A 17,858-nucleotide genomic window follows, 5' to 3' on the forward strand; every position below is an offset into this window, starting at 1 on the left:
TATCGATGGAAAGAAAGGCCGGTCGAAACGCGATGTTGGACCGGCCTTTTTGCTGAACATCCCGAAATCGCAACAATCCGTGTGGTCTGCGAACACGCATCAGCAATCCATGTCCGCTTCGCCAACGTAGGTACCATCAATCAGGCAAACGGATGGTGAGAGCGTTGATCGAAGTTTACTACGACGGCAAGTGCGGGCTCTGTTCGCGGGAGATCGGCTATTACAAGCGGCTGACACCGAGAACCAGCATCGTCTGGAACGATATCGCCACGCATCCGGAGCTGCTACAGGGCACGGGCATGAGCCAGTCGGAGGCCCTGCTTTATTTACGCGTGCGTGACGAAGAGGGGACGATCCAAACCGGTCTGGACGCGTTTCTGGTAATCTGGCGGCAATTCAGGGGATGGCGGCTTCTGGGCGCGCTCGCCGCACTGCCGGGTGTCTATCGCGGCGTTTCATTTGCCTATCGGAAATTCGCCGACCGTCGTTTCAAACGTCACGCGCATTGCCAGGCGAGCCTTCAGCCGTCGGCACCACCTGTAGGCTCCCAGCCCTGAAACCCGTGGTCAGCTGCCGAGCTGTGCCTCGATGGCCCTGACGATCTTCGAAGATGTCGGTTTAGTCGGTGTCGAGAACCAGGCGACGATCGAACCGTCCGGCCCGATCAGGTACTTGTGAAAATTCCAGTAGGGACGGGCGGCTGATCCGAGCGTGTCCGCGGCCCATGCGTAGAAGGGATGCGCGAGCTTTCCCTTCACGGACGTTTTTGCGGTCATCAGGTATTTGGCACCGTATTTGGCTTCGCAGAACCCGGCTATCTCGCCGTCTTTCAAGGGTTCCTGATTGCCGAAATCGTTTGACGGCACCGCGAGCACAACCAGTCCGCTTTCAGAATAGCGTTCATGCAGCTCCTGCAGTCCGGCAAGCTGCTTGCTGAACCCGCATTTGGTTGCCGTGTTGACGACCAGCACCGTCTTGCCCGCAAACTGTTCCAGCGGCAGCTGACTGCCATCGGGCATATCGAAGGAAAACTGCAGGGCGCTGTCCCGGGCCTGCCCGGCGGGCACGTGTGACATGCTCGCGCTCATGGCTACGGTTGCGCCGGCAACGAGGCTGAGAATGTTTCCGATCCGGGGCATCAAGTCATCTCCAATTAGCTGCCCTCATTACGTTCTCTTTGGGCGGTCCGGTTCACCCGTTGCTGCCATTTCCGACCGACTATACATCTTTAGCGCCGGCGCTCGGGTCGATCGGGTCGAATATCGTCTCGATCGCCTGGAACATGGTCTTGTAGACGCCGATCTCGTCCTTGGCGAAATCGCCATGCGGAATGGCCTTCTTGGCTTCCTGGAGCAGATCCGAGCGGATGACGTCCAGATCAATGCCGGTTTCCGTGGCACGCCTTTCAATCTCGACATGAAGCCGCTTCGCGATGCCGGCATAGGCAACGATTGCTGTGACCATGTGGGTCGGTTCTTCCGGGATCGGAACTTTCATCCGTGCGTGTTTCCTTTTTTCGCTTTTGCCGCATCTTTTCTGCGTACGACCGGTGCGACGCATGCCGGCAATATAGGTCATCTCAGGCCGGTTGTAGAAGGACGTTTGGTGTTGATCTTGCCGGGAAGGTTTTGGGGTGGGGCGGCGAGCCCGCCATGCTTATTTTCCATGCTGCATGATCGCGCGGCAGAGCAGTTGCCGTCATCGACTTGGCTCAAGTCAATTCGTCGGCTGACAACTCCTGCGAAATTTATGGTTATCACAGTAATAAATCATTAAAATATTATTAATTATTGTATTATAAGAATTAAATACTTTATCTTTTCCCAATTTATATCTAGATTTTGGAGAAAATATCATCAGGATCTAGACGTGGCACTCCAAAAATATATGAAGTTCGGTTTCGCGTTGCCGGTTTGTCTGGCCGCTTGCGCTCAATCACCTGAATCCATTCAGCCGTCTTACGTTAGCCCATCCGAATATTCAGGATGGTCCTGTACTGCAATGCGCGCGGAAGCTGGGCGAGTGAACGACGCTTTGGCAACTGCGTCCAAACAGCAGAGCAATGCGCGTTCCGGCGATGTCGCGGGGGTTATCCTGCTTGGGTTGCCGGTTTCATCTCTCTCGGGAGCAAACGTCGCGCCGGAAGTTGCCCGTCTCAAGGGTCACAAGGAAGTGATCGAGCGCACAATGAACCAGCAAAACTGCTAGGTACAGGGCGCACTTCGCGAAGGGAGCATCAATCTCAAGGCCCTGTTCGAAGAGTTGCAGGCAAAGTCGGGTTGTGCCGGATACCGTTTGGCGGGCCGAACCCGAGAAGAAGTCTCGGGACTTGAGCAAATTTCCTGATTTTCAGATGTTGTTTTGGTGAGCCGACAGGGGTTCGAACCCTGGACCTACTGATTAAAAGTCAGTTGCTCTACCAGCTGAGCTATCGGCTCTCACCAAAGTACCGAAGCGTTGAAGCAGCGTGGTCCGCCGCCGCGTCGGTGGCGTGTGTTTAGGCTGTGAGTGGGGACATTGCAAGAGGCAAAATTCATTTTTTCAACAGCGCGCCGAAAAACGACATGCGTCCATGTGTCATTCATTTAAACAACGAGAAAATTCGCCATGAAATTATATCCATGAGTATTAATTGCCAAATAACAATACCAATTGGTAAAGTAATTGCTGGGCGCGCAAATATAGTGCTTTAACGTTTGTTGGTTATATTCGTATTTAAGAAGATAAAGGTTATTCTACTGCAAAAACTGTCAGGTGGCGCAATATAGGTTTGTGTTGTACCTTGGAGCGTCATTCAGGAGGTCGCATGCGTACGACGACAATGGATACTCATACAAACTCCGTCGAGTTTGATTTTGTGAAAGGGCACATCGCCGCAACGATGACCCTGATTCACGCGCTCATCGATCAAGGTGTCATCGATCGTGAGCAGCTTGATGCTTTTTTTGCTTCTTTTATTGGTGAATTGCCGCACAATCGTGAAACGCTCGGTCTGCGTCTGATCCTAGATCAGTGGCGTCAGGGGCTGAGAGAGGGCGATCCGGAAGAAGAGCTGAAGGGCATGATTTTCGAAGTGATCAGCGGGGGGCAATCCAACTAGGTTCAGGTGCAGGCGGCCGGGGCAGGGGCCGTTGCCGCATGTCAACTACAGCATACGAAACGGGCGCCGCGGCGCCTTTTTTGATTCTGTCCGAGCGCGAGCGCCGTGTACCGGCGCTGGACCCACGCTGGTCAAGTACGGGCAGCTTTGATATTTCTGGTGAGGAGTGTGTTCTTGGTTCTCCAGCTGTCAGGTGTCGGTTCCATGTGTTTGTCCGTTTATCGTGAACGCGGTGCCGGCTCCCCGAATGGGCTACTCCCGCGTCTTCGTCCGTTGTTGCTGATGGCTTTTTACGTCGCCGGCGGCGTCTTGCCGCCATTGCAAGGGCTGGCGTCGGAACAGAGCTTCATCACCATCGGGACAGCCGGGGTCACCGGTGTCTATTACCCGTCCGGCAGTGCGGCCTGCAGGCTCGTCAACCAGGAGAGAGCCGAGCACGGCGTTCGCTGTTCCGTGGAAGCAACGCTCGGGTCCATATCAAACATCGAACTCATCCGGTCCGGCGACCTCGATTTCGGCTTTGCACAATCCGATTGGCAACACCATGCCTATCTCGGCACGTCGGTGTTTGAAGACACGGGCCCTTTTGCAGATCTACGTTCCGTATTTGCACTGCATGCCGAGGTCGCGACGATCGTGGTCAGGGACACGTCCGGCTTCGAAACATTCGATGACCTCAAGGGCGCCAGGATAGACATTGGCAGCAAGGGGTCGGGATCGGAAGCTTCCTGGAACACGCTCGTTTCCAGCCTGGGCTGGTCGGAGGCGGACAGGCAAGGGTTTTCGAACAGAAGCAGTTCCGAACTCGCCGAGGCACTGTGCACTGACGAGATCGATGCCTATTTCCAGCTGATCGGTCATCCCGCCGCTCTGATCGAGGAAACCATGGAACAGTGCGGCATTCGCCTGATCGGCATGGACGGTGCGGCTGTTGCCGGTTTCGTCGAAGACGAACCCTACTACATGCCGGCTGCCATTCCGGCCGGCCTTTACGGTCAGGACGAACCGGAGGGATCGTTCGGCGTGGTCGCCACGATCGTGACCTCTGCCGCGATGCCCGACGACATCGTCGCGGCCCTCGTCGCGGCCGTCTACGAGAACTTCGATGATTTCACCACCCTGCACCCGGCGCTCAGTATTCTCACTCAGCCGGATATGATCGCCGAAGGTGTCACGGCGCCGCTTCATCCCGGGGCCATGAAATACTTCGAGAAAAACGGCCTGTTGTCTCCGGCGGGCGAGCGCCGGGCGAACTAGTCACCCGCTCTCCAAAAGGTGACACGCAATTGTCTTGGAGTTTGGTGATTCCGGGGCTAAATCAATGCTCCAATTCTCAGCCGGTCTATACCGGACCGAAATCGAGCGAGACCGGAAAAACAGATGATCCTCCAAGAAACGTCGATACTCATTGCCGTTCTGGCCGGAGTTGTGTCCTTTCTTTCCCCTTGCGTGCTGCCCCTCGTGCCGCCTTACCTCGGGTATATGGCGGGTGTTTCGCTCGAGGAGCTGGCCAATGAAGAGGAAGACAACCGCGCGGCGGCAAGACGCGTCTTCCTGACGTCGCTCGTTTTCGTGCTCGGTTTTTCGACCGTCTTCGTGATGCTTGGTGCAACCGCCAGCCTGTTGGGTCAGATCATCCGGCAGTATCTCGATTTTCTCGGCTATATCGCGGGCGCGGTCATCATTGTCATGGGGCTGCATTTCCTGGGCGTTTTCCGCATCGGCCTTCTTTACCGGGAAGCCCGGTTCCAGGTCACGCGCAAGCCTGCCGGGCCACTGGGAGCCTATGTGATGGGGCTTGCCTTCGGCTTCGGGTGGACGCCCTGCATCGGACCCGTTCTGGCCGGAATCCTGACCTTCGCGGCGGCGAAGGATACGGTCGGGCAGGGCGTGATGCTGCTGACGGCCTATGCGGTGGGTCTGGGTATTCCGTTCCTGATCGCGTCTCTGTTTGCCGGCCCGTTCCTGAAATTCATGAAACGCTTCCGCAAGCACATGGGAGCCGTGGAGAAGACGATGGGCGGAATGCTTGTCGTGACCGGCGTTCTGTTTCTGACCGGACAGATGGCCGTTTTCTCCTATTGGCTCCTGGAAACCTTCCCGGCCTTTCAGACGATCGGTTGACGTGTGTTTCCGGGCCGAATTGCTGCGCCCGGCAGATGGGATTTTCACCGATAAACGGCCTACTGCGGCGGTGAGAACGCGCTGTCCCTGAATTCGGCGGCCGTGACAAGCGGATCGCCGGCATAAAGCGCTGGCCGGCACAGTTCGGTGACGGCGAGCAGGTGCAGGCATGCAAGGGAGGCGTCCGCCGCGTTGGCGAAGGGGCCGATCATCAGCGCAATCCCGCCTTCTTCGGTCTGCTTTTCCATCAGTAGCGGTCGCAGGTCGCGCATGCGCTCCTCGTTCTGCTCCTTGAAATCGGCCCATGCCTTCGCAGCGCCTGCTCTTGACCGGTAGTGTCCGATAATGGCCCCGAAGTCGCTCCTTCTGATCTGACTGTCGCTTCCCGTTCCACGGATCTGACCGGACGGAGCAGACGGGCTGATGACCTGCGGGGCGAGGCCCGTTCGCGTTGGCGTGGTGTCGAACTCGGGCACGGTTTCTGCCGGCGTGTCCGGTATCGATGCCGTGGTGAGCGAAGACGTGTCGCCGGTCGTCGGCGACACGATCCGGACCGGTTCGGTTTCGGTGCTTTCGGGTGCCAGTAGCGTTTGCGGAGGCGGCAGCAGGCGGACACCGGCGGACCTTTCGGTCGATGCCTCGCGCGGCTTGTCGGCCGCTGTCCCCTTGTCGGCCAGGATCTGGTTTGTCTCTGTCCGGGGCTGCGATGGCGTAAGCGGACCGGTCATCGGGTGATGGGCCGCCGGCATTTCCGCGGCGTCCGCGACTGGGCTCTCTGTAACGATCTTTCCAGGCCTGGGGGCAACCGATTGTTCTGCCTGTGTCTTTGCGCGAGCGGAAGACACGAGTTTTGCAAGAGCGACTTCCTGTTCAAGTGCAGCGATGCGGCTCGAATAGACCCGGTTCTGTTCCGAGAGTGCCGACAGTCGGCGGCGCAGCCCGACGACTTCGCGCTGGAGCACCTCGATCTGGCTCTGTTGCAGGTCTTGCCCGTTCTCAATTTCCCCGGCGGAGGAGGGAACAGCGGCGATCGCGATTGCAGTCTCACGGTTGATCGAAGCGGTTGTTTCGATCGGGGAGCCGGCAGCCAGCGGGATGCCGGCCGGGAGCGCCCGGCTATCCGCGAATGGCGTAAACGGGCTGCTGGCAAACTGGTAGGACGCGAGCCCGATGGTTCCCATGAACACGGCCGCAAACGCCCAGGACAAGATGCCGACACGGGACGGCGTAAACGTGTCCCGAACGATTTCTCGGGTCGTTTTTGGGGCCTGGGGTTCAAGCAAGGCGTTCAGTCCGGATCCTGTTTGCGAATCTGCGCGGCGATACTGTATCAGGAGCCCATTATGGTTAATGAATGCAAAACAGGAATGGCCTGATCATCACATCTTTCAATGTTCTGTGGATCGGGGCATATAAGAGCCCGCGCATTCGCCCCTTGTCCTGAATTCTGAGTTGGAATTTGCATGTCCGATCGCACTTGTCTCTCAATCGTTCTCGCCGCAGGTCTCGGCACCCGCATGAAATCGGATCTGCCGAAGGTTCTTCACGAGATAGGCGGTCTGGCGATGGTCGGGCATGTGCTGAAAGCGCTTTCCGGCGCCGGTTCGGATCGCGTTTCGGTCGTGACGGGTCCGGAGATGCCGGCCCTTGCCAGTCTGGTGGCTGGAATGATGCCGTCCGCCCTGTGCCACGTGCAGGAGGAGAGGCTCGGAACGGCTCACGCCGCGCTTGCGGCCAGAGAGGCACTTGTGCAACCTGCGGACGATGTTCTTGTCCTTTTCGGCGACACGCCCCTGGTAACGGCAGAGACCGTCCTGAAAGTGCGGGACGCGCTGCGCGAGGGAAGCGATCTCGTCGTGCTCGGGTTCGAGACGCGGGATCCGTTCGGATATGGACGCCTGCTTACGGACAACGGCAAGCTCCTCGCAATCCGGGAAGAAAAGGATGCCTCCGACGAAGAACGCAAGGTGACGTTCTGTAATTCGGGCATCATGGGCTTTTCCGGCAAACATGCGCTGTCGCTGATGGAGGAAATCGGCAATGCAAATGTCAAAGGCGAGTACTATCTGACCGATGCCGTCGAGATCGCGAACCGTCGCGGCCTCAAGGTTTCCGCGGTTGCCGGCTCGGAAGTGGAGACGCAGGGCATCAACACTCGGGCCCAGCTCGCGGCCTGCGAACAGGACTTTCAGGACCGAATGCGCCGCGCAGCAATGGACGAGGGCTGCACGCTGCTTGCGCCGCACACCGTGTATTTCTCCCACGATACGGTCCTCGAGCCGGGCGTCACGGTCGAACAGAACGTCGTTTTCGCCGGTGGCGTACATGTGGCCTCGGGAGCGACGATCCGGGCGTTCAGCCATCTCGAAGGCGCGGTCGTGGCAAGCGGATGCGTCGTCGGTCCCTACGCGCGCTTGCGCCCGGGAACGGTTCTTGAACAAGGCGCGAAGATCGGCAACTTCGTGGAGACGAAAAACGTGACCTTCGGCGCGGGCGCAAAGGCAAATCATCTCAGTTATGTCGGTGATGCAAGCGTCGGCTCAAAGAGCAATATCGGCGCCGGCACGATCACCTGTAACTATGACGGTTTTCTCAAGCATAGGACGGATATCGGGTCCGACAGCTTCGTCGGGTCGAATTCGACGCTGGTTGCGCCCGTTCAGCTGGGTGACGGGGCATTTGTTTCCGCCGGGAGCGTGATCACGCAAGACGTCCCGGCCGACGCACTGGCCTTTGGAAGAGCGCGCCAGGACACCAAGGAAGGCCGGGCCAAGGCCCTGAAAGAAAAGCTGAAAGCCGCGAAGGACGCGAAGTCCGGATCTGCGACCTGACACCTGTACTGACATTTTCTGAAACACGTATTGATTTCAATTTTTGGCTTTCCGTCGTCTAAAGCATGGTGGCATTTCTAAAGTTATAGGGGTTTTTTATGTGCGGTATTGTCGGCGTTCTGGGTAAGATTGAGGCTGCTCCACGCATTGTCGATTCTCTGAAGCGTCTTGAATACCGGGGTTACGACTCCGCCGGAGTTGCAACGCTGGTCGACGGGGCACTGGTTCGCCGGAGAGCTGAGGGAAAACTTCGCAATCTCGAATCCGCCCTTGATGGAACGCCGCTGGCGGGGACGTCGGGGATCGGCCACACCAGATGGGCGACGCACGGCGCGCCGACCGTATCCAACGCGCATCCACATCAGGCAGGTTCGGTTGCGATCGTTCACAACGGCATTATCGAGAACTATCTTGAACTGCGTGATGAGGTGGTATCCGCCGGTGCCGTCCTGTCTACCGAAACCGATACCGAGGTGGTCGCGCACCTGATCAATGCGGCTATTGCAAACGGCAAGTCTCCGCGCGACGCGGTTGCCGAGACCCTGCCGCGTCTCAAAGGGGCCTTTGCGCTCGCCATGCTCTTTGCAGGCGAAGACGACCTCATGATCGGCGCACGCAAGGGGTCGCCCCTGGCGATTGGTCATGGCGAAGGGGAGATGTTTTTTGGCTCCGATGCCATCGCCCTGTCGCCCTTCACCGACAGAATTACTTATCTGGAGGAAGGGGACTGGGCGGTGCTCACGCGGTCCGGCGCGCGCGTTTTTGATCTGGACAACAATCCGGTCGAGAGACCGGAAGCGCGGTCGTCCGTGACGTCGAGCCTTATGGAAAAAGGCAACTACAAGCACTTCATGGCCAAGGAGATCCACGAGCAACCGGAAGTGCTTGGCCATACCCTGTCGCGCTATTTCGACTATACGAGCAACACGGCCAATGTTGCGGACGCAGACAAGCTCGGATTCGAAAACCTGTCCAGGCTGATCATTTCGGCCTGCGGCACGGCCTATCTTGCTGGTCTCGTTGCCAAATACTGGTTTGAAAAATATGCGCGGCTTCCGGTCGAAATCGACATAGCCAGCGAGTTCCGCTACCGGGAGACACCTGTTAGCGACAGAGATGCCGCCTTGTTCATTTCCCAATCGGGTGAAACGGCGGATACGCTCGCTTCGCTCCGTTACTGCAAGGAAAACGGTGCAGCCATCGGTGCGATCGTGAATGTCCCGGAAAGCACGATTGCGCGCGAAGCCGACATGGTGTTTCCGACGATCGCCGGGCCGGAAATCGGTGTGGCGTCGACAAAAGCCTTCACCTGCCAGTTGGCCGTTCTCGCGGCCCTGGCCATCCAGGCGGGACGGGAACGCGGATTTCTGTCGGCCGAGAGCGAAAAAGCGCTTGTTGGAGAGTTGACCGAAGTTCCGAGTCTGGCACTGAAGGCGCTTGCGGGCGAAGCCGAAATCGAAAAACTGTCGCAGCCGCTGTCGAAAGCCAACAATGCGCTTTATCTCGGCCGCTCGACGAATTTCCCGCTCGCGCTCGAAGGCGCGCTCAAGCTCAAGGAACTCTCCTATATCCATGCCGAAGGCTATGCCGCCGGCGAACTGAAGCATGGCCCGATCGCGCTGATCGACGAGAACATGCCGGTCTTCGTGATAGCGCCTTACGATGCGATCTACGAGAAAACGGTCTCCAACATGCAGGAGGTCGCCGCACGCGGCGGCAGGATCGTGCTGATTACGGATGCCAAGGGCGCCGAAGAAAGCGGCGGTGCCGCGGAAAACACTGTGATCATGCCCGACATGTCCGATATCGTTGCACCGATCATCTACGCGCTGCCGGTCCAGCTGATCGCTTACCACACGGCGGTTTTCATGGGTACGGATGTGGACCAGCCGCGCAACCTGGCCAAGTCCGTGACGGTGGAGTAAGCCCATGGGGGATCAAGCGGATGCGGTCATTGTCCCATTTGAAGAACGCTATCGGAGTGACGTCATCGACCTATGGCAATCCTGTGGTCTGACGCGTGCGTGGAACGACCCCGACAAGGATATTGACCGCAAGCTGAGCGACCCTCAGGGCGGCTTTTTTGTCCTGCTCAAAGGCGAGACGGTGATCGGGTCCGTAATGGCAGGCTATGACGGCCATCGCGGCGCGATCTACTATCTCAGCATCGACCCAGCGCATCAGTCTGCCGGCCTGGGACGGCGTCTCATGGAACACTGCGAGGCGTTCCTGATCGGGCTCGGCTGCCCAAAGATCAATCTCTTCGTGAGACAGGGCAACGAGGCCGTCATGAAGTTCTATGACGATCTCGGCTATGCCCCGGAAAAGGCGGTTGCGCTCGGAAAACGGCTCATTCCGGACGACTAAGCGGCACCATCACGGTTCCGTCTTCGGGCCGGACGGGCGGGAGACGACATAGGTGGCGCATCCGATGATGATCATGGCAACGCCGGCCGCGAGCCACGGGGCGGGGCCGGTGGACCAGTAGAAGAAACAATAGCCGACCGCCATGCCAGAAACGGCGATCGCTTTGGCCCTCACTGGAATGGCACCGTGCTCGCGCCAGGCGATGACGGGCGGTCCGATCACGGGATGGTTGAGGATTCTCGCCTCGAGCGCGGGGGAGGAGCGCGCAAAGCAGCCGGCCGCCAGGATGAAGAATATCGTGCTCGGCAGAATCGGCAGAAAAGCGCCAATGATCCCGAGGCCCACACATCCGGTTCCCAGAAGTTTGAACGTGAAACGCCGCAATCCTGCCTCCGCAATCGGCATTTTTAGGGTATATCGCTGAAAAATTAATCGAGCGAAGTATACCGCACTGCGATAAAGATAATTATGTAGTGTGGATCACACTGTAAGACGAGCACTCAACAGGAATCCGGTCGTTTTCACCTATGAGCCGCAACAAGCATAAACCAGAAGACACGCCGATCAAAGGTCACAGACCGGGTGCGGCAACGCGCCTTCGCAACTACTTTCTGACCGGCCTGGTCATTACAGGCCCGATTGGCATTACCCTCTGGCTGACCTGGACCTTCATCAAGTGGGTGGACGGCTGGGTTAAACCTTTTGTTCCCAAGATCTACAATCCCGAGACCTATCTGCCGTTTTCCGTTCCGGGTTTCGGCCTGATCGTCGCGATTTTCGTGCTAACGATCGTTGGATTTCTGGCAGCTAATTTCCTTGGGCGCAGCCTGATTTCAGCCGGCGAGGGAATTGTCGGTCGCATGCCGCTCGTACGCAATGTTTACAGTGGTTTGAAGCAGATTTTTGAGACAGTGCTTGATGAGCGCGGCAACAGTTTCACCAAGGCCGCGCTGATCGAGTATCCGCGCAAGGGTCTCTGGGCGATCGTGTTCATCTCGACTGAAACCAAGGGTGAGGTCGCGGAAAGGCTGAGGAAAAAGGCAAGCACGGTGTCGGTGTTTCTTCCGACGACGCCGAACCCGACATCGGGGTTCCTGCTGTTCGTTCCCAAGGAGGACATCGTCGAGTTGTCGATGGGTGTCGAGGACGCCGCCAAGCTGGTCATCTCGGCAGGGCTCGTCAGCCCTGACCTTCCCGATATTCTCGAGGATGTAATCGCCGAACCGGAGAAGCTTGAGCGTATCCGCAAACGCGAGGATGCCTGATCAGCCGGCCCTCAACAGCCTGATCGCCGCGTCGCGGCCGAAGAGGTACAGCAAACAGCGAAGCGCTTGGCCCCGGTCTGACTTGAGGTCCGGATCCGTTTCTAGAATGAGCTTTGCATCGTCCCGGGCAACTTCCATCAGGTCTGCATGTTCGTCTGCGCGCGCGATGCGAAAACCGGGTGTGCCGGATTGACGGGTTCCCAGAATTTCTCCGCCTCCGCGCAGTTTCAGATCTTCTTCCGCGATCAGGAAGCCGTCATTGGTTTCGCGCATGATGTTGAGGCGTGCGCCGGCCGTTTCGCCCAGCGGCCCCTTGTAGAGCAGGACACAGGACGAGGGCTTGTCGCCACGGCCGACACGTCCACGGAGCTGGTGCAACTGCGCAAGGCCGAACCGTTCCGCGTGCTCTATGACAATGATGGTCGCATCGGGAACGTCGACACCGACCTCGATCACGGTCGTGGCGACAAGCACCCTGGTTTCGCCGTTCTTGAAAGCGGACATGGCGGCGTCTTTTTGCTCCGCATTCATGCGGCCATGCACCAGTGACACCGCTTGGTGCAAAGCGTGCTGGAGCACGCGATGCCGGTCCTCTACGGCGGCGAGATCGATCTTTTCAGACTCCTCGACGAGCGGGCAGACCCAATAGACCTTCTGCCCCTCCGCAATGGCAGCGCCGACGCGGGCGATGATCTCGTCCAGACGGTCGAGTGACACGGACACGGTCTTGATCGGTTTGCGGCCTGCCGGTTTGTCGGTGAGGCGGGAAACATCCATGTCCCCGAAACACGTCAGCACGAGCGTGCGCGGGATGGGTGTCGCGGTCATGACGAGAACATCGACGCCCTGGCCCTTGCCGGAGAGGGCAAGCCTCTGGTGGACACCGAAGCGATGCTGTTCATCGACAACGACCATGCCGAGATTCTGGAACGTAACCGATCCCTGAAACAGTGCGTGCGTTCCCACAACGAGGTCGATTTCGCCGGCATCCAGTTTTTCCTGAAGCAGGCGCCGCTCTTTTTGGCTGTCCTTGCCGGTCATCAGCGCCAGCCGGATGCCTGTCTTTTCGCAAAGAGGCATCATGGAGGCGTAATGCTGGCGCGCGAGGATCTCGGTCGGCGCCATGAGCCCGCCCTGCGCACCTGTTTCGATCACCTGCGCCAGCGCCGCGAGCGCGACGACGGTCTTGCCCGAGCCGACATCGCCCTGGAGAAGGCGCAGCATCCGGGTCGGTTCGGCAAGGTCCTGGTTGATTTCCTTTATCGCATTTGACTGGCTTGCGGTCAGTTGGAAGGGCAGGGCGCCGATGACGGCCTTCTGCAGCTTTCCGTCCGGATTTCGGGACACGCCGCCGAGCGTGCGCATGTTGGCCCGGACCATCGCGAGCGCAAGCTGGCTCGCCAGGAGTTCGTCATAGGCCAGGCGCTGCATATAGGGTGACTGCGGCTCGATGTCTTGCCGCTCCTTCGGCAGGTGCAACGTTTGCAGGGCGTCGTGAAAGTCTGGCCAGCCGGTCTGCCGGAGATATGGCAGGTTCAGCCATTCCGGCAGGTGCGGGACCCGCTCAAGCGCCGCGCGCATCGCCTTTTGCAGCGTCTTGGAGGCGAGGCCCGCCGTCAAAGGATAGACCGGCTCGATTGCCGGCATCTGGGCCGCTTCTTCGGGTTTGAGAGAATAGTCCGGATGGACCATCTGCGGACGGTCGTTGAACCACTCGACCTTGCCAGAGACGATCCGCCGTTCGCCTTCCGGAAAGGTTTTTTCCAGCCAGTCCCGCCTTGGATGAAAGAAAACGAAGCTGATCTGTCCTGTGTCGTCATAGGCCGGGATCTTGTAGGGCGCTTTTGAATGTCTCGGCGGTGCCTGATGACGTCCGATCGTGACATCAAGCGTGACGATGTCGCCGTTCTCAGAATAGGCAATCCCGGGTCTGTGCCGCCGGTCGATGAGGTTGTGGGGAATGTGGAAGAGAAGATCGGAAACCGTCGCGTCCCGGTCCGGCTGACCGCCCACGAGCCCGGAAACGAGCTTGGCGATCTTGGGTCCGATGCCCGGCAACGTGGAGACGGGCGCAAACAGGGGATCGAGAACCGGAGGGCGCATCTTGCGTAAAGAACCTCTGCCTTGAGGCATTCGCTTGATTGAATTCTTCGCCAGTTCTGCCACGAAGCGGAGGATCGGTGCAACAGGCGGAACAATATGTGAACAAATAAGTGTGCGGGCAGGCGAGAAAGCGCTGACAATCCCGTTCTACAGCGTTATATAACCGTCACGAATTCACATGCGGCCTGCAACCCGTCGAGACGGCCCGTCTCCGGTCCCTGTTTGCCCGTTTCCAGATAGGCCACTCATGAGCGATCCCACCGGCAGGACAAGCGACACTTCCAGAAACGAGCGCGACCCGCGGCGCAAGCGGATCCTGTTCCGCTGCTGGCACCGCGGCATGAAGGAAATGGACCTTCTGCTGGGCGGCTTTGCAAATGCAGAAATTGACAGGCTTTCGGAGGAGGAACTTCTGGAACTGGAACATCTTCTGACCGCGCATGACCAGGATCTCTATGCATGGATGACCGGGCGAAAGCCGTTGCCCGCCGAGTGGGACGGGCCGCTCTACCGCCGGATCATCGCCTATCACGATGCAGCCGGTCCCGCCGGTTTCGTCAGTTAGGACAGGAAGAATGGCCGTGTTTGACAGCCTGCTGAACGACCGGGCAAACGTGACGCTTGCCGGTGTGCCCGACGGCGCGGAAAGCTATGCGCTTGCCAGGCTGCTTGCCGAGAGCAAGACCGATGGCCTTGCGCTTGTCTTCGTTGCGCGTGATGCAACCCGCATGGCGATGGTCAGCGAAGCACTGGCGTTTTTCGAACCTGATGTCGATGTCCTGCAGTTGCCCGCCTGGGATTGTCTGCCCTTTGACCGCGTGTCTCCCAATCCGGCAATCAGTGCCCGGCGGCTCCTGGCGCTCGGGCAGCTGGCGCGGGGCATACCAGAAGGCCGGAAAACCGTCCTGATGACGACGCTGAATGCTGCCGTTCAGCGCATGCCGGAACGCGGGTTCATGGCGGAGCAGACCATCTCGATGGCGCCGGGAAACCAGGTCGACATGTCCGCGATTTCCAGCTGGATGGAAATGAACGGCTTTTCCCGCACACCGACGGTACGCGAAACCGGTGAATACGCCGTGCGCGGGGGGATCATCGATCTCTTTGCACCCGGTTCGGAGGAACCCGTCAGGCTCGACTTTTTCGGCGACACGCTGGAATCCATCCGTTCCTTCAATGCCGAGACCCAGCGGACATCGAAACAGCTGAAGCGCCTGGACCTCGTGCCGATGAGCGAAGTCGTCTTGTCGGATGAGGCGATCTCGCGGTTCCGCCGCTCCTACCTGGCAATGTTCGGCGCGGCCAGCCGCGAAGACGTTCTTTATCAGTCGATCAGCGACGGCCGCCGGTATGCGGGCATGGAGCACTGGCTGCCGCTGTTTCACGAGCGTCTTGAAACGCTGTTCGACTATATCGGCGATACACCGCTTGTCCTGGATGCGAACGCGGCCGATGCGGTCCGCGAGCGACTCGCACAGATCGGCGAACACTACACGGCGCGCCAGGAAGCAAAAGAGATGGGGGCAAGCTCCGGCACGGTGCCCTACATGCCGGTGGAACCCGGCAAACTCTATTTTGCGGAAAGCGAGTGGACTGCCACGATCGCCGACCGGGCGAGCGCCACTCTCGATCCGTTCACGCCGCCGCCGGGGACCGGAAAAACGGTTATCGAACTTGGCGGCAGACAGGGCCGCAGCTTTGCCGCGGAGCGCGCCGCCGGGGACGTCAACATATTCGACGCCCTGACAAGCCACGTGCGCGAGCTTCAGTCCGAGGGCAAACGGACCGTCATCGCGTGCTGGTCCGACGGCTCGCGGGACCGGCTCGGACAGATCCTGGGCGATCACGGACTTGGGGCCGTGCAAGACGTCGGTACACTCAAGGACGCGGACCGGCTCCCAGCCAAAACCACCGCACTGTGTGTGCTCGGGATCGAACAAGGGTTTGAGCTGAAAGACATCGCCTTTGTCGGCGAACAGGACATTCTCGGCGACCGTCTGGTGCGCAAGTCGCGGCGCAAGTCCAAGGGCGCCAATGTCATCACAGAGGCGACGGGGCTTTCCGAGGGCGATCTCGTGGTTCACGTCGAACACGGTATCGGCCGGTTCATCGGGCTGAAAACGATCGAGGCGGTGGGCGCACCGCATGATTGCCTCGAGCTGCAATATGCCGGTGGCGACAAGCTTTATCTGCCGGTGGAGAATATCGAACTGCTGTCGCGCTACGGGTCCGAGGACCAGGAAGCGCAACTGGACAAGCTGGGTGGCGGTGCCTGGCAGGCGCGCAAGGCGAAGCTCAAGAAGCGTATCCTCGAGATCGCCGACGGCCTCATCAAGACGGCTGCCGAACGCGCCCTGAAAACCGCGCCCGTGGTGGAAACGCCGGAGGGGGTCTACGATGAGTTCGCGACCCGCTTCCCTTATGAAGAAACCGACGACCAGCTGACGGCGATCGACGCGGTTTTCGAGGATCTTTCCTCCGGGCGTCCGATGGACCGCCTGATCTGCGGCGATGTCGGCTTCGGGAAAACCGAAGTCGCGCTGCGCGCAGCCTTCATTGCCGCCATGTCGGGGCGCCAGGTGGCCGTTGTCGTGCCGACCACCTTGCTGGCCCGGCAGCACTACAAGACCTTTTCCGAGCGGTTCCACGGTCTGCCGATCAATGTCGGCCATGCCTCCAGGCTCGTCCCGGCAAAACAGTTGACCCTGACCAAGAAGGGTATTGCCGACGGGTCGGTCGACATCGTCGTCGGAACCCACGCGCTGTTGGGAAAATCAATCACGTTCCGCGACCTCGGGCTGCTGATCATCGATGAAGAACAGCACTTCGGTGTCAAGCACAAGGAGCGCCTGAAGGAACTGAAATCCGACGTTCACGTCATGACCCTGTCGGCGACGCCGATCCCGCGCACGCTGCAGCTGGCGCTGACCGGTGTACGCGAGCTTTCCCTCATTGCAACGCCGCCGGTCGACCGGCTGGCCGTGCGCACGTTCGTGTCGCCCTTCGATCCGCTGGTCGTGCGCGAAGCGCTGTTGCGGGAACACTACCGCGGCGGCCAGAGCTTTTACGTGTGTCCGCGCCTGTCGGACATCGCGGAGCGTCTGGCCTTTCTGGAAGAACAGGTGCCGGAACTGAAGGTCGCGGTCGCCCACGGACAGATGCCGCCGGGTGAACTGGAGGACGTGATGAACGCGTTCTACGAGGGCAAGTACAATGTTCTCCTGTCCACCACCATCGTGGAATCCGGGCTGGACATTCCCACGGCCAACACGCTGATCGTTCACCGCTCCGACATGTTCGGCCTCGCCCAGCTCTACCAGCTCCGCGGACGCGTCGGGCGGTCGAAAACACGCGCCTACGCGCTGTTCACCGTTCCGGCCAACAAGACGCTCACGGCAACGGCCGAGCGGCGTTTGAAGGTTCTGCAATCGCTGGAAACCCTCGGAGCGGGCTTTCAGCTTGCCAGCCACGACCTGGACATCCGCGGGGCAGGGAACCTGCTCGGTGAGGAGCAGTCCGGACACATCAAGGAAGTCGGATTCGAGCTCTACCAGCAGATGCTGGAAGAAGCGGTTGCGCAGCTCAAGGATGGCGGCGCGGATTTTGGCGAGGAACAGTGGTCTCCGCAGATCAATATCGGTACCCCGGTGCTCATCCCCGAGGACTACGTTGCGGACCTGCAACTGCGGCTCCAGCTTTACCGGCGGCTCGGTGATGTGGTCGAGGCCGAGGAGATCGACGCCTTCGGTGCCGAACTGATCGACCGTTTCGGACCGCTGCCGGAAGAGGTTCAGCACCTCCTGAAGATCGTCTACATCAAGGGCCTGTGCCGCAAGGCGAATGTCGAGAAGGTCGATGCCGGGCCGAAGGGCATGGTTGTCGGTTTCCGAAACAGTGAGTTTTCCAATCCCGCGGGGCTCGTGTCCTACATCGCGGAGCAGGGCGTTCTTGCCAAGATCCGCCCGGATCAGCGGGTCGTGCTGACCCGTGACTGGGAAAAGACCGACTCACGCCTCAAGGGCACCGCGACAATCCTGACGAAACTGGCGAAGCTGGCGGCTGCGTAGG

At 59.4% G+C, this 17,858-nt stretch carries 16 protein-coding genes and 1 tRNA gene; 11 read left to right on the forward strand and 6 right to left on the reverse strand.

Features of this window, described 5'->3' with window-relative positions:
• Positions 1-164: 164 nt before the first annotated feature.
• Positions 165-557, forward strand: a complete 393-nt coding sequence (locus tag ACO08A_RS24515) for a thiol-disulfide oxidoreductase DCC family protein (RefSeq protein WP_422038487.1) — start codon at positions 165-167, stop codon at positions 555-557.
• Between the two features lie 9 nt (positions 558-566).
• On the opposite strand, the gene ACO08A_RS24520 is transcribed toward ACO08A_RS24515, so the two are convergent.
• Positions 567-1,139 carry a glutathione peroxidase gene (locus tag ACO08A_RS24520; RefSeq protein WP_422038488.1) on the reverse strand — a complete coding sequence of 191 codons (573 nt, stop codon included), beginning with the start codon at positions 1,137-1,139 and terminating at the stop codon, positions 567-569.
• Positions 1,140-1,218: 79 nt separating this feature from the next.
• Positions 1,219-1,497 (reverse strand): hypothetical protein, encoded by a 279-nt coding sequence (locus ACO08A_RS24525; RefSeq protein ID WP_422038489.1) that lies wholly within the window; start codon positions 1,495-1,497, stop codon positions 1,219-1,221.
• A gap of 372 nt (positions 1,498-1,869) precedes the next feature.
• On the opposite strand from ACO08A_RS24525, the gene ACO08A_RS24530 reads away from it, so the two are divergent.
• On the forward strand, positions 1,870-2,208 hold the full coding sequence (locus tag ACO08A_RS24530) for a hypothetical protein (RefSeq protein ID WP_422038490.1): 339 nt from the start codon (positions 1,870-1,872) through the stop codon (positions 2,206-2,208).
• A gap of 154 nt (positions 2,209-2,362) precedes the next feature.
• On the opposite strand, the gene ACO08A_RS24535 is transcribed toward ACO08A_RS24530, so the two are convergent.
• Positions 2,363-2,438: transfer RNA gene (locus ACO08A_RS24535), tRNA-Lys, on the reverse strand.
• A 368-nt stretch (positions 2,439-2,806) separates the two neighbouring features.
• On the opposite strand from ACO08A_RS24535, the gene ACO08A_RS24540 reads away from it, so the two are divergent.
• From ACO08A_RS24540 to ACO08A_RS24550, 3 genes are all read left to right on the forward strand, one after another.
• Positions 2,807-3,100, forward strand: coding sequence for a hypothetical protein (locus ACO08A_RS24540; protein WP_306144095.1), 294 nt, complete (start codon positions 2,807-2,809; stop codon positions 3,098-3,100).
• Positions 3,101-3,382: 282 nt separating this feature from the next.
• Positions 3,383-4,357: a TAXI family TRAP transporter solute-binding subunit gene (locus tag ACO08A_RS24545; protein ID WP_422038491.1), complete on the forward strand. Its 975-nt coding sequence runs from the start codon at positions 3,383-3,385 to the stop codon at positions 4,355-4,357.
• Between the two features lie 123 nt (positions 4,358-4,480).
• Positions 4,481-5,224, forward strand: a complete 744-nt coding sequence (locus tag ACO08A_RS24550) for a cytochrome c biogenesis CcdA family protein (protein WP_422038492.1) — start codon at positions 4,481-4,483, stop codon at positions 5,222-5,224.
• A gap of 59 nt (positions 5,225-5,283) precedes the next feature.
• On the opposite strand, the gene ACO08A_RS24555 is transcribed toward ACO08A_RS24550, so the two are convergent.
• Positions 5,284-6,507 (reverse strand): hypothetical protein, encoded by a 1,224-nt coding sequence (locus ACO08A_RS24555; protein ID WP_422038493.1) that lies wholly within the window; start codon positions 6,505-6,507, stop codon positions 5,284-5,286.
• 180 nt (positions 6,508-6,687) lie between these two features.
• Between ACO08A_RS24555 and glmU the strand changes: the two genes are divergently transcribed.
• The 3 genes from glmU (at position 6,688) to ACO08A_RS24570 (ending at position 10,422) form a co-directional block, all read left to right on the forward strand.
• Complete coding sequence (gene glmU / locus ACO08A_RS24560; RefSeq protein WP_422038494.1) at positions 6,688-8,055, forward strand: bifunctional UDP-N-acetylglucosamine diphosphorylase/glucosamine-1-phosphate N-acetyltransferase GlmU; 1,368 nt, start codon at positions 6,688-6,690, stop codon at positions 8,053-8,055.
• 98 nt (positions 8,056-8,153) lie between these two features.
• Complete coding sequence (gene glmS, locus ACO08A_RS24565) at positions 8,154-9,980, forward strand: glutamine--fructose-6-phosphate transaminase (isomerizing) (RefSeq protein ID WP_422038496.1); 1,827 nt, start codon at positions 8,154-8,156, stop codon at positions 9,978-9,980.
• A 4-nt stretch (positions 9,981-9,984) separates the two neighbouring features.
• Positions 9,985-10,422 (forward strand): GNAT family acetyltransferase, encoded by a 438-nt coding sequence (locus ACO08A_RS24570; RefSeq protein WP_422038497.1) that lies wholly within the window; start codon positions 9,985-9,987, stop codon positions 10,420-10,422.
• A 9-nt stretch (positions 10,423-10,431) separates the two neighbouring features.
• Here ACO08A_RS24570 and ACO08A_RS24575 read toward each other — a convergent pair whose 3' ends face one another.
• Positions 10,432-10,827 (reverse strand): YbaN family protein, encoded by a 396-nt coding sequence (locus tag ACO08A_RS24575; protein WP_422038498.1) that lies wholly within the window; start codon positions 10,825-10,827, stop codon positions 10,432-10,434.
• 122 nt (positions 10,828-10,949) lie between these two features.
• Between ACO08A_RS24575 and ACO08A_RS24580 the strand changes: the two genes are divergently transcribed.
• Positions 10,950-11,687: a DUF502 domain-containing protein gene (locus ACO08A_RS24580; RefSeq protein WP_306144088.1), complete on the forward strand. Its 738-nt coding sequence runs from the start codon at positions 10,950-10,952 to the stop codon at positions 11,685-11,687.
• On the opposite strand, the gene recG is transcribed toward ACO08A_RS24580, so the two are convergent.
• The gene (recG, locus tag ACO08A_RS24585; protein WP_422038499.1) at positions 11,688-13,790 is read right to left on the reverse strand and encodes an ATP-dependent DNA helicase RecG; all 2,103 of its coding nucleotides are present in this window, start codon (positions 13,788-13,790) and stop codon (positions 11,688-11,690) included.
• A 247-nt stretch (positions 13,791-14,037) separates the two neighbouring features.
• Between recG and ACO08A_RS24590 the strand changes: the two genes are divergently transcribed.
• Entirely contained in the window at positions 14,038-14,355 is a 318-nt protein-coding gene (locus ACO08A_RS24590) for a succinate dehydrogenase assembly factor 2 (RefSeq protein ID WP_422038500.1), read from the forward strand.
• 16 nt (positions 14,356-14,371) lie between these two features.
• Positions 14,372-17,857, forward strand: a complete 3,486-nt coding sequence (mfd, locus tag ACO08A_RS24595) for a transcription-repair coupling factor (RefSeq protein ID WP_422041803.1) — start codon at positions 14,372-14,374, stop codon at positions 17,855-17,857.
• Position 17,858 lies beyond the last annotated feature (1 nt).

Source organism: Roseibium sp. (genome assembly GCF_965232425.1).
Classification (GTDB): domain Bacteria; phylum Pseudomonadota; class Alphaproteobacteria; order Rhizobiales; family Stappiaceae; genus Roseibium.